This window comes from Sinorhizobium sp. B11 (assembly GCA_039725955.1).
In the GTDB taxonomy this organism is placed as follows: Bacteria; Pseudomonadota; Alphaproteobacteria; order Rhizobiales; family Rhizobiaceae; genus Rhizobium.
Map to the genome: position 1 here is coordinate 3674388 of CP091034.1, position 12807 is coordinate 3687194.

The window sequence follows — 12807 nt, forward strand, 5'->3', positions numbered from 1 at the left end:
GAGCAGAAATGAGTGCTTTGACGACCAGCATCTCACACTACGCCAAGGCCCGTTTGCGCCGTTCGCTGAAGGCCGGCCAGATCGGCTATGCCGGCCTTCGCGACAGCCTGAAGCAGGCACGCCACGTGCTGATCTGCGTGATCCGCGACGAAGGACACCGGATGGAGTTCTTCCTGCAATATTATCGAGATCTCGGTGTCGAGCATTTCATCTGTATCGACAACGGCTCAAGCGACGGCACGGTCGAGCTGCTCTCCGGCATGGAGGATGTTTCGCTGCTGTCAGCCACCGGTTCCTACAAGGCTGCGCGCTTTGGCAATGACTGGATCAACGCCGTCATGAACCGTCACTGCCAGGAGAAATGGGTTCTCTATGTCGATGCCGACGAGTTTCTGGTCTATCCGCATTGCGATACGCGTTCGATCAGCCAGTTGACCGCCTACATGGAATCCGTTGGCGCCCGCTCGCTGCGCTCGGTCATGATTGACATGTACAGCCGCAATCCCGTCAGCGAAAACGTCTGCGAGCCCGGCCGCAATCCGCTCGAAGTCTGCAGCCTCTTCGACCGCTCAGGCTATGAATCGCATTTCGACAGGAACAGTCGCACCATCTGGATCAAGGGTGGGGTACGAGGTCGCGTCTATTTTCGCGGCCGCATCTGGGATGGCCCTGCGCTCAACAAGATCCCGCTGATCTACGTATCCGGCGAGCGCCTCTATCTCAAATCCTCGCACCAGGTCTGGCCGCTCGCCCTGAACCTTGGTGAAATGCGCGGCACCGTTGGTATCACCAGCGCCCTCCTGCATTTCAAGTTTCTGTCGAGCTTCCTCAACAAGGTCGCCGATCCCGCCAACCGCTCGGAGCATACTGCCGAATACACGATGTATTCCTCGCCCGAAGACGCACGCAATTTCGTCTATACGGGTACTGGCACCTTCAGCCACTGGAAGGATCTCACGGACAGCGGTCTTATACAGGGCGAAGGCTGGCAATTCTGGCGCAGCGCTTCCGATAGCGAGGTGCAGCAGCAAACCTTGCTCTCACAGGAAAAAGCAGCCACCCCGGCGCAGGGAGGCGCAGTCATTGTGGGTGAAGCGCAGGCCTCCCGTTGAATTCGCGCCCCTTCACCTCGTCGCTGTCGGGGCTGCTATAAAGACTCGTATTAACACCCGCATTTACGGTAACTTACTTCCATCCGCGATTTGCCGCGGCCTAGACTGCCGGACTGTTGAACCAGGAAGTGATCATGCTGCGACGCATTCTCCTCGCCGCACTTTCCGTGCTGGCAGGCTGCGGCCATCCGACCGGGGTGATGACCCCTGTCGTCCTCACGGCCAATACTCCGAAAACCTCACAGGTCGAAATGCTGGTGGCGACCACCCGTCAGCCTTCCGCAAATCCTGCGACGCTTTTCAATGGGGAGCGCAGTCCGAAACCCTACCTGACGGATATTGCAATTTCCATTCCGCCGAAGCGTGCGGCTGGCACCGTACAGTGGCCCGAAAAGCTGCCGCCGAACCCGGCGACAGATTTCGCGGTCACGCGGGTCGAGCAGCTCGAGACGCGGGCGGAAGGGCGTGCCTGGTTCCAACAGCATCTGGTCGACGGCCACGCACTCGTTTTCATACACGGCTTCAACAATACCTATGAGGATTCCGTCTTCCGTCTCGCCCAGATCGTTCACGACAGCGGCATGAAGGCAACGCCGGTCCTTTTCACCTGGCCTTCACGTGCGAAGCTGACGGCCTATGAATACGACAAGGAAAGCACGAACTATTCGCGCACGGCACTCGAACAGGCGCTGCGAATCCTCGCCCAGGATCCAAGCGTCAAGGATATCACCATTCTTGCCCATTCGATGGGAACCTGGCTTGCCATGGAATCCCTGCGCCAGATGGGCATCCGTGACGGGCATGTGAACACCAAGATCCGCGATGTCATTCTTGCCTCCCCCGATATCGACATACAGGTCTTTGCTAAGCAGTTCGTTGAAATGGGCACGCCCCGTCCGAAATTCACGATCTTCGTTTCGCAGGATGATCGGGCCCTGGCAGTCTCGAGCTTCATCACCGGAAAAGTCTCCCGGCTCGGTGCCATCGACCCGTCCAAGGAGCCCTATCGCAGCCGGCTGGAAGAAGCCGGCATTACCGCGATCGATCTGACCAAGGTCGACACCGGCGACAAGCTCAATCACGGCAAGTTTGCCGAAAGCCCCGAAATCGTGCAGCTCATCGGCCAGCGGTTGATGACGGGCCAGACCCTGACGGATTCCAACATCACGCTCGGCGAAGGCGTTGCCGCCGTCGTAGGCGGTACGGTGCAGACTGTGGGCAAGGTCGCCGGCACGGCGGTAGCCGCGCCGCTGACGATCGTCGGACAGCCTCTGCCAACCGCCGCAAAACCAGTAGAAGTCGAAGATACTCTTCGCGCCGATCCGCAATCGCAGCCGCTGACGCAGTAACGAACGCGATTTACGTGGGCGGTTACGTCCAGCAACATCGGCATTTACGGTAACGTACTTCCGCAGATGGCCTCAAAGTAGAAGTCTCTCCCGGTCGAATGGCGACGATCCAGTTCCGGCGGCCTCCGGCCTGCCCGACACCAGGGAGAGCGTAATGTTGAACGACCTTGCGGCGGGGAGAACGTGATGGCCACGACACTCTCCGGCAGACTTCTTTCGGCGACGGCAGCAGTGGCAATGAGCCTTGCCGCTGCGCCCTTCATCTCGATAGCCTATGCTCAGGAGGCGGCTCCTGCTGCAACGGCAGCGCCAGCGACGCCTGACAAGCCGAATATCCTCGTCATCTTCGGTGACGACATCGGTCAGACTAATATCAGCGCCTATTCGTTCGGCGTCATGGGCTACCGCACGCCCAACATAGATCGCATCGCCAAGGAAGGCCTGATGTTCACGGATTATTATGCCGAGAACAGCTGCACGGCTGGCCGTTCCACCTTCATCACCGGTCAGGTCTGCCTGCGCACCGGGCTCTGCAAGGTCGGCATTCCCGGCGCCACCGTCGGCCTGCAGCCGCGGGACATCACCATCGCCCAGGCCCTGAAGCCGCTCGGTTATGCAACGGGCCAGTTCGGCAAGAACCATCTCGGCGACCGCGACGAATTCCTCCCGACCAATCACGGCTTCGATGAATTCTACGGCAATCTCTACCACCTCAACGCCGAGGAAGAGCCCGAACGTCCCTATTATCCGAAGGACGACGCGGAATTCGTGCGCACCAATTCGCCACGCGGCGTCCTGAAGGCGTCTGCCGACGGCAAGATCGAGGATACCGGCGCGCTCAACACAAAGCGCATGGAAACGATCGACGACGAGACGACCGCAGCCGCGATCGACTTCATGGACAGACAGGTGAAGGCCGGCAAGCCCTTCTTCACCTGGATGAACACGACCCGCATGCATGTCTTCACCCACGTGCGGGAATCGATGAAGGGGCAAAGCGGCATGCCGGGCAACGACTATGCCGACGGCATGGTCGAGCATGACGGCGATGTCGGCAAGCTGTTGAAAGCGCTCGACGACCTGAATGTCGCGGACAACACGATCGTCGTCTACACAACCGATAATGGCCCCAACCAGTTCTCGTGGCCCGACGCGGCAACGACCGCATTCCGCAGTGAGAAGGATACGAACTGGGAAGGCGCGTTCCGTGTTCCCGCGATCATCCGCTGGCCCGGCAAGATCAAGGCCGGCGAAGTCTCGAACGATATGATGTCCGGGCTCGACTGGTTCCCGACCCTGCTCGCCGCCGCCGGCGACGGCGATATCAAGGACAGGCTTGCGAAAGGCACCTCGATCAGCGGCAATCAGTTCAAGGTTCACCTCGACGGCTACAACCAGCTCCCCTACCTGACGGGACAACAGCCGAAGTCGGCGCGTGACGAGTTCTTCTACTTCAACGACGACGGTGAACTCGTCGCCTATCGCTACGGCAACTGGAAGATCGTCTTCTGCGAACAGCGCCAACCGGGAGGCTTCGTGGTATGGGCGAACCCCTTCACCTGCCTGCGGGTGCCGAAAGTGTTCAACCTGCGGATGGATCCGTACGAGCGCGCGGATGTCGTGTCGGATCAATATTATGACTGGGTGATGAAGAATGCCTATATCGTCCAATATGGCGTCTACAAGGTCGCACCCTTCCTCCAGACCTTCCGCGAATACCCACCGAGCCAACGGCCCGCAAGCTTCAGCGTCGACCAGATGATCGCGGCCCTGATGAGTTCGCTCGATCAGAATCCGGGAGGAAGCCGGTAGCTCTTTCTCCCGACCAAGACCGGCGCGGCGATTTCGCCGCGCCCCAACGCAATTGGCGAGGCTCCCATGACGGCACGCGACGACATCCTCGATCTCGGCAAGCGCATCGGCCAGTCGATCATCGGCCAGGAGGCGATGGTCGAGCGCCTGCTGCTCGGGCTGCTCGCCAATGGCCACCTGCTCGTCGAAGGTCTGCCTGGATTGGCCAAGACGAGGGCGATCAAGAGCCTCGCAAAAAACCTCGATTCAGAGCTTTCGCGCGTCCAATTCACGCCGGACCTGCTGCCTGCCGATATTACCGGATCGGAGATCTATTTCTCGGAAGGCGGCAAGGGCGAATTCAAGTTTCAGCAGGGACCGATCTTCGCCAATCTCATTCTTGCCGACGAGATCAACCGTGCGCCCGCCAAGGTGCAGTCCGCCCTTCTGGAGGCGATGGAGGAACGGCAGGTCACCGTCGGCGGCAAGAGTTATCCGCTGCCTGATCTCTTCATGGTCATGGCGACGCAAAACCCGATCGAGCAGGAGGGCACCTATCCCCTGCCCGAGGCGCAACTCGACCGCTTCCTCATGCATGTCGAGGTCACCTATCCCGATGAGCAATCGGAAGCCGCAATCATGCGTCTCAACCGGGACGAGGAGAACAGTGCCCACAGCAAAGGCGCCGCTCCGGCCACCGAGCGACTGAACCCACAGGCGGTCTTCGATGCCCGCAAGGAAATCGGTGCGGTGACGGTCTCCGAACCGGTCGAGAAATATATCGTCGCTCTCGTCTTCGCCACGCGTTACCCGGATCGCTACGACAAGGATCTGGCGAGCCTCCTGCAGGTTGGCGTCAGCCCGCGTGGCGCCATCAGTCTCGACAAGGTCTCCCGCGCACATGCCTGGCTGAAGGGTCGCGACTATGTAACCCCCGACGATGTGAAGGCGATCGTCAACGATGTCTTTCGCCATCGCCTCATCCTGTCTTACGAGGCCCATGCCGCCAATACGAGCGCCGATCAGGTCATCGATCGCATCACCGAACTGGTTGCGGTCTCATGAGCACGGGCGCCCTCAGCAGCGACGGCGTCTATGTCACGACGGAACAGCTCGTCGCTCTCGAGGGTCGTGCCCGCAATCTCACTTTCGTCCAGAAAGCAAAAAGCCATCAGCAGCTCGCCGGCCGGATGCAGTCAGCCCTGCGCGGCCGCGGCCTGATCTTCGAGGAATTGCGGAATTATCTGCCGGGCGACGATATCCGCTCCATCGACTGGCGCGTGACGGCGCGCACCGGCACGCCGGTCGTCCGCATCTACGGCGAGGAGAAGGAGCGGCCGGCAATCCTCGTCGTCGACCAGCGGATCAATATGTTTTTCGGCAGCCGCCGCGCCATGAAATCCGTCACTGCCGCCGAAGCAGCCATGCTCTGTGCCTGGCGCATCCTGGGATCAGGCGATCGGGTGGGCGGTTTTATCTTTGGGGATGGTGACATCGAGGAAGTAAGACCGCATCGCAGCCGCAATGCCGTCATCGCTCTTGCCGACAAGATCGCCACCAGGAATGCCGCACTGAAAGCCGCCTTTGCCGGTACGCCCTCGCCGGATTCGCTCGATGACGTGCTCCGGCGCGTCACAGGCATCGCCCATCACGATCATCTCGTCGTCATCATCAGCGATTTCAGCGGACACGGCGAAGCGACCCGCGACCTGCTTCTGGCGCTCACCGCCCGCAACGACGTGATCTGTCTTTTGATCTACGACCCATTCCTTCTGGAGCTTCCCAAATCCGCCGATATCGTCATCAGCGGCGGCGGATTGCAGGCAGAACTGTCATTGAGCCAGGCCGGCGTGCGGAAATCCATCGACACTTTCGCTCGCAATCGCGGTCGCGAACTGATGGCCTGGCAGCGTGAACTCGGCCTCCCCATGCTGCCTGTCTCGACGGCGGAGGAGACTGCCCCGCAGCTGCGCCGCCTGCTCGAACAATCCGCCTGGCGGCAGCGGAGGCGCTGATGGAGCAGACAGTCCAACTCGATCCGATGACCCAGACGGCGCTCCGCTCTTTGCATGACATCGCAGTTCCGCCGCCGGTCTCTTGGCTGCCCCAAACCTGGGGTTGGGCGGCATTGGGTGCACTGCTCGTCATCACGCTGCTATCAGCCATCCTTGTCCGGCTCAGGCGATATCGCCGCAATGCCTACCGGCGGGAGGCGCTTCGGATGCTTGCCGCTATCGAAACAGACATCCGCAATCCGGCACGCCGCGACAAGGGCATCCACGAACTCACGGAACTGCTCAAGCGGACGGCGCTCGCAGCATGGCCGAGGAGCGATGTTGCATCGCTGACCGGTCGGGCATGGATTGAGCGTCTGAACCAGAGCGGAGGGGCCGGCGCCCTGGCGCGCCTGCTTGATGATCTCGAATATCACGACAGCGCGGCCATTGCCGCTCTTCCTCCTGATAACGCCGATGAACTCGTCCTCAAGTCAAGGCGATGGATCAGGGGGCACCATGTATCAGCTTGAGTATCCGTGGCTGCTTCTGCTGCTTCCGCTCCCCTTGCTGGTCTGGTGGCTGCTGCCGCCGCATCGGGAAACATCGGCATCGATCCGCCTGCCATTCTTCGATCAGGTGACGCGTGCCGCCGGGGTTCAGCCGACCGAAGGTTCGGTCGTGCCGAAGCGGACCTGGCTGCAGACGATCGCCGAGGGGCTTGCCTGGTGTCTTGTTGTGCTGGCGCTTTCCCGACCGCAATTCGTCGAACCACCCCTGGAAAAGACGGAGCCGCAGCGCGATATCCTGCTCGCGCTCGATCTCTCGCAATCGATGGAGACGCGTGATTTTCCGGTGCCTGATGGCAGCCTTGGAGCACGCGTCGATGCGGTGCGGTCCGTGGTCTCCGATTTCGTCACGAAACGGCCTCACGACCGCCTGGGCCTGATCGCCTTCGGCGATGCGCCCTACCCGCTCGCGCCTTTCACCATGGATCATGAACTCGTCCGGCTGATGATCAACGGATTGCTGCCCGGGATCGCCGGCCCACGCACATCGCTCGGGGATTCGATCGGCCTTGCGCTCAGAATGTTCGAAAAGACCACGGCACGCGAAAAAGTCCTGATCCTGCTGACCGATGGCAATGATACGGCAAGCAAGATGCCGCCGCTGAAGGCGGCAGAGATCGCCGGAAGAAATGACATTACCATTCATGCAATCGGCATCGGTGATCCCGCCGCGACAGGCGAGGACAAGCTGGATACGGCCACATTGCAGAAGATCGCCACCGATACCGGCGGACGCTATTTCTTCGGCGGCGACCAGAACCAGCTCGCGGCAATATACGACGTTCTGGATCAGATTACCCCTGACGAACAGAAGGTGGTGTCCTGGCGGCCGCGTATCGAACTTTTCCATTGGCCGTTGGGCGCTGCGATCGCCATTCTCGCTCTCTATCATCTCTTCGCAGCCTCTCTGGGCCTGATCCGCCGGAGGGCAGCGGCGTGATCACCGATCTTCATTTTCTGCGCCCGTGGTGGCTGCTCGTCTTGCTCGTTCCGCCCCTCATCCTCTGGCTTGCAGCCCGATCGGACGATATTCGCGACCGCTGGAAGGGCATGATCGCGCCGCACCTGCTCGACAAGCTGATTGTCGAGGCAAACCGCCATGGCCGCATCAATCCCTCATGGCTTCTGGCCGGCTTGATGGCTTTGGGCACGATCGCCGCGGCAGGTCCGACATGGCGGCGCGAAGCCCCGCCCTTTGTCGAGGATACCGCGCCCCTCGTCATTGCTGTTGATCTTTCCTCGACCATGGATGCGATCGACATCAGCCCCAGCCGCATCGAACGCGCCAAGCTGAAGATCCACGATATTCTCGCTGCGCGGCCAGGAGCAAAGACCGCGATCGTCGCTTATGCCGGCACCGCCCATCTCGTCGTTCCGCTGACGGAGGATGCCGCCCTGATCGAGAGCTATTCGGATGCGCTGGCGACACGCATCATGCCGAAGCCCGGCAAGAGCACGCCCGACGCACTTTCGCTATCGAACAGCCTGTTCAAGTCGGAGAATACGACTGGCACGATCGTCTTCCTGACCGACGGCATCGAACCGGCCGGGGTCGATGCGCTCAAGGCGGCAAATGCCAACGGCATCATCATTCTAGGTATCGGCACCGCCGAGGGCGGACCGGTCAGGACGGCCGACGGAAACTTCCTGACCAACGCCGGTGGCGGACGCCTGCTACCCAAGCTCGATATGGGGGCCCTGAAACAGCTGCAATCGGCAACGGGGGCTGACGTCGCCACCATCAGTGACGACGATACCGATGTGCGCTGGATCATCCAGCGCGTCAGCAAGAACTTTTCCGATGCGCAGGCGTCCGAGGGCAATCGCTGGCGCGATGCCGGCTGGTGGCTGGTCGCCCCGATTGCCTTGCTGCTTGCTTTTTCCTTCCGGCGTGGCTGGGTGGTCAGGGTCGGCGCCGTGCTTCTCGCTTTCCGGCTGCTGATGCCATCTCCGGCGGAAGCAGCTGGTTTCGTGGATCTATGGCTGACGCCGGACCAACAGGGCCGACTGGCTTTTGAACAGGGTGATTTTGAGGAGGCAGCCGACCATTTTCGAAATCCGATGTGGAAGGGTGCAGCACTTTACAGGGCCGGCCGCTTTCAGGATGCACTCGATGCATTCGCCGCCGTCGATACGGCCGAGAGCTGGTACAATCAGGCAAACACGCTTCTGCATCTCAGCAAATTCGAGGAGGCCGTCACGGCCTATCAGAAGGCGATCGAAAAACGGAAGGACTGGGCGGAGGCTCAAGCCGATCTCATTATCGCCGAGCGATTGCTGAAAGAGCAGCAGGACAAGGAGCAGGAACAACAGCAGCAAGACCCCAATCTGAAACCTGACAGCGTCCAGTTCGACGACAAGGGAAAGCAGGGCAAGGAAGGCCAGGTGAGCATCGCCGAGCAGACGTCGGAAATGTGGATGAAGAACATCCAGGCAAGCCCGGCCGACCTCATGGCGCGCAAGTTCGCCCTTGAAGCGCAGGGACAAAAGCCATGATGCGCTTTACCCTGTCACTCTGGTTGTTCCTGTCGGGAAACGCGCTCGCCGCCGAACCGTTTGCCCGTGCCGCGATCGAAGGGAGCGGCGAGATCGTGCCGGGACAGCAGGTACGCCTGACGGTGGATGTCTTCGTGCCCAATTTCTTCACTTCACCGCCGCAGTTTCCTCTGTTCGACGTTCCCAATGCCATGGTCACCCTGCCGGAGGAGCGCAGCGTGAACCTGACGCAGACCATCGACGGCGTGCAATATTCCGGCATCCGCCGCAGCTATGCGATCGTACCAGAAGCATCCGGCGCCTACAGCCTGCCGGATATTCCGATTGAGCTCGGATATGGCGTGGATGGAAAGCCGACGAAGGCGACGGTGACCATGCCCGGTATTTCCTTCACCGTTGGCGGCAACGCCCTGTCAAGCCAGCCGGGTTTTGTCGCACACGGCCTGACGATCGAGCAATCTTTCGATCGCGATCCATCCAAGTTGAAGGCCGGCGATGCGTTTTCACGCACCATCACCATCACGGCCCTGGACACGCAGGCGATGATGATGCCGCCGGTGGAACTCGGCAGCGCAGCCGGCCTGCAGCAATATGTGAAGCCGCCGAAGATCGAAGACGGCATAGAAATGAACCGGGAAACAGCCAGCCGGCACACCGAAACGATCGTCTACACAGCCCCCGCCGCCGGCACATTCGACATACCGGCGGTTTCCTACCCCTGGTTCGATGTGGACAGCAAAGCCGAAAAAACCGCGACACTTCCAGACATCAAGGTCACGGTCGGCGCGGCAGCGGCCAAAGAGGCGATCGCACCGCAGCTTGAACAGCAAGAAGACCGTCGATCGCAGCAGATCAGCATCTGGCTCATTGCTGCGGTCGCCGTTGTCCTGGCAGCTGTTGCCTTCCTTCTCCGGCAGCTCATTCCCCGCTTCGCAGCATGGCGCACAAAACACCGGGATCTCAGGCAAAATTCCCGTTCATTCCGCCTTCACCGGATGATGCAGACCATCAGGACCGGCAACGAAACCGCGGTCTATGCGGCCCTGCGGGCCTGGGCCTTGCAATGCGGATACCGGACCATCGCCGACTGGCTGGCAAAGGAGGGTTCCCCCGTCCTCAAGCAGCAGATTGAGCTTTTGGAACGCAAGCTTTTTGGAGCCCAGGTCGGACCTGATATCGACAGGGCGGCAATCGTGAGAACCGTCGCACGGAGAGACGCCACCATCAGAGATAAAAAGCCGTCAGCGCTGCCGCCGCTCAATCCGATCGCCGCCAATGAAAGAAACCTGGCCAGATAATACGCCGCGCGGTCCCTGCTCAAGGAAGCAGGAAACGACGTATCCGCCCGGAGCAGTCTGGTGCCGTAAATTTACGCCTGCCGTTACACCATCCACGGGCGTGTTTACCGTAACGTACTTCCTTCCCTTCTACATACGCGCGAAGCTTCCGACGCATATTCCGGAGGCGGCGATGGCATTGGCATTCGACGATCAGCAGAGGCCCGGTACGGCGCCCGACGGCATGGTCTGGATTCCGGGCCGGACATTCATGATGGGCTCCAATGACCACTATCCCGAGGAGGCTCCCGCTCATCCTGTCAAGGTCGATGGCTTCTGGATCGACGAGATCCCGGTCACGAACCGCAGGTTCATGGAATTCGTCAAGGCGACCGGCTATATCACCTTTGCCGAAAAGGCGCCCGAGGCAAAAGACTATCCCGGCGCCAAGCCGGAGATGCTGCGCGCCGGATCGCTGGTCTTCTTCCAGCCGAAGACCGTCAGCGGACCCGATATCACCCAATGGTGGAGCTTCAAGTTCGGGGCGAACTGGCGCCGGCCGCTCGCTGGCCTGAGCGACTTGCGCGGCAAACTCGACCACCCCGTCGTCCATGTCGCCTGGTGCGATGCCAAAGCCTATGCCGATTGGGCCGGCCTCGACCTGCCGACAGAAGCGGAATGGGAGCTTGCTGCCCGCGGTGGCCTCGATGATGTGGAGTTTGCCTGGGGCGACGAATTGACGCCCGGCGACACCGCCATGGCCAACACCTGGCAAGGAACCTTCCCCGTGCTGTCGACGAAACCGAAGGGCCATGAACGGACCTCCCCCGTGCGCAGCTTCCCGCCGAACGGCTACGGGCTTTACGACATGATCGGCAATGTGTGGGAATGGACCACGGACTATTGGTCCGAGCGCCACGCCGAACCCGCCGCGAAAGCCTGCTGCATTCCGACCAATCCGCGTGGCGGCGGCGTGGAGGCGAGCTATGATCCGCGCCAGCCGAGCGTTCGCATTCCGCGCCGCGTGCTGAAGGGCGGCTCGCATCTTTGCGCACCGAATTATTGCCGTCGCTATCGCCCGGCCGCGCGCCATGCCGAGCCGGAGGATACCTCGACGAGCCATCTCGGCTTCCGCTGCATCAAGCGAATTTCAGCATCACAGGAGGATGTCCATGGGACGGTCCGCTCAAGCCATTGATGCCTGCCTCGCTTCCCTTGCAGTCGCGATCATTCTTCTGATCACGGCCGCATGCAGCCCGGTTCTTGCGCAGGACGCATTGCCCTCCTGGAACGGCACATCCGCCAAGACCCGCATCATGGACTTCGTTAAGGCAACCATCACCGAAGGCGGAGAAGGTTACGTCGCGCCCGCCGACCGCATCGCCGTCTTCGACAATGACGGCACGCTCTGGTCCGAACAGCCCTACTATATCCAGCTTGGTTTTGTACTCGACCGCGTCAAGGCGCTGGCGCCTCAGCATCCTGAATGGAAGACTCGAGAACCTTTCAAAAGCGTCCTCGACGGCGACCTGAAGGGCATAGCAAAGGGCGGTGAGAAAGGCATGGTCGATCTGATGATGGCAACACATGCCGGCATGACGACCGACGAATTTGCCAAGATTGCGGAAGACTGGTTCGCAACGTCAAAGCACCCAAAGACCGGCAAGCCTTATACCGAGATGACTTACCTGCCGATGCGCGAACTCTTGGACTACCTGCGCGCCAACGGCTTTCGCACCTACATCGTATCGGGCGGCGGCGTCGAATTCATGCGCCCCATCACGCAACAGCTCTACGGCATCCCACCCGAACAGGTGGTCGGAAGCACGATCGCTACCGAATATGATCTCGTCGGCGATGTACCGGTTCTCAAACGCCTGCCGAAGATCGACTTCGTCGACGACGGCCCCGGCAAGCCCGTGGGCATCAACAAATTCATCGGCCTCAAGCCGATCTTCGCCGCCGGCAACTCGGATGGGGACTACGAAATGCTACGCTGGACGACGTCAGGTCATGGCCCGAGCTTTGCCCTGCTGGTCCACCACACCGATGCTGACCGCGAATATGCCTACGATCGTGAATCAGCCTTCGGAAAACTGGACAAGGCGCTCGACGAGGCGGAGCGCCGCAACTGGCTCGTGGTCGACATGAAGAACGATTGGAAAAAGATCTTCGCTTTCCAGCAGTGAGAAAAAGCGCTCGCGAAATGACCGCGAGCG

11 protein-coding genes are annotated in these 12807 nt (G+C 60.7%); all 11 read left to right on the forward strand.

The window, feature by feature from the left end:
- The first annotated feature begins 8 nt into the window (after positions 1–8).
- The 11 genes from LVY75_28285 to LVY75_28335 all read left to right on the forward strand — a co-directional run bounded on the left by LVY75_28285 (position 9) and on the right by LVY75_28335 (position 12777).
- Positions 9–1112, forward strand: coding sequence for a glycosyltransferase family 2 protein (locus LVY75_28285; protein ID XAZ22677.1), 1104 nt, complete (start codon positions 9–11; stop codon positions 1110–1112).
- A 134-nt stretch (positions 1113–1246) separates the two neighbouring features.
- Positions 1247–2461, forward strand: a complete 1215-nt coding sequence (locus LVY75_28290; GenBank protein ID XAZ22678.1) for an alpha/beta hydrolase — start codon at positions 1247–1249, stop codon at positions 2459–2461.
- Positions 2462–2647: 186 nt separating this feature from the next.
- A complete protein-coding gene (locus LVY75_28295; GenBank protein ID XAZ22679.1) occupies positions 2648–4273 on the forward strand; it encodes an arylsulfatase in 1626 nt (541 codons plus the stop codon).
- Positions 4274–4339: 66 nt separating this feature from the next.
- Positions 4340–5317 carry a MoxR family ATPase gene (locus tag LVY75_28300; protein XAZ22680.1) on the forward strand — a complete coding sequence of 326 codons (978 nt, stop codon included), beginning with the start codon at positions 4340–4342 and terminating at the stop codon, positions 5315–5317.
- A complete protein-coding gene (locus LVY75_28305; GenBank protein XAZ22681.1) occupies positions 5314–6267 on the forward strand; it encodes a DUF58 domain-containing protein in 954 nt (317 codons plus the stop codon). The genes LVY75_28300 and LVY75_28305 overlap by 4 nt, the downstream gene beginning before the upstream one ends.
- Positions 6267–6779 (forward strand): DUF4381 domain-containing protein, encoded by a 513-nt coding sequence (locus tag LVY75_28310; protein ID XAZ22682.1) that lies wholly within the window; start codon positions 6267–6269, stop codon positions 6777–6779. The genes LVY75_28305 and LVY75_28310 overlap by 1 nt, the downstream gene beginning before the upstream one ends.
- Positions 6766–7755 (forward strand): VWA domain-containing protein, encoded by a 990-nt coding sequence (locus LVY75_28315; protein ID XAZ22683.1) that lies wholly within the window; start codon positions 6766–6768, stop codon positions 7753–7755. Before LVY75_28310 ends, LVY75_28315 begins: the two co-directional genes overlap by 14 nt.
- On the forward strand, positions 7752–9311 hold the full coding sequence (locus tag LVY75_28320; GenBank protein ID XAZ22684.1) for a VWA domain-containing protein: 1560 nt from the start codon (positions 7752–7754) through the stop codon (positions 9309–9311). The genes LVY75_28315 and LVY75_28320 overlap by 4 nt, the downstream gene beginning before the upstream one ends.
- The gene (locus tag LVY75_28325; GenBank protein XAZ22685.1) at positions 9308–10609 is read left to right on the forward strand and encodes a BatD family protein; all 1302 of its coding nucleotides are present in this window, start codon (positions 9308–9310) and stop codon (positions 10607–10609) included. The genes LVY75_28320 and LVY75_28325 overlap by 4 nt, the downstream gene beginning before the upstream one ends.
- Positions 10610–10781: 172 nt before the next feature.
- Entirely contained in the window at positions 10782–11786 is a 1005-nt protein-coding gene (locus LVY75_28330; GenBank protein ID XAZ22686.1) for a formylglycine-generating enzyme family protein, read from the forward strand.
- Positions 11761–12777 carry a haloacid dehalogenase-like hydrolase gene (locus LVY75_28335; protein XAZ22687.1) on the forward strand — a complete coding sequence of 339 codons (1017 nt, stop codon included), beginning with the start codon at positions 11761–11763 and terminating at the stop codon, positions 12775–12777. Before LVY75_28330 ends, LVY75_28335 begins: the two co-directional genes overlap by 26 nt.
- The last annotated feature ends 30 nt before the right edge of the window (positions 12778–12807 follow it).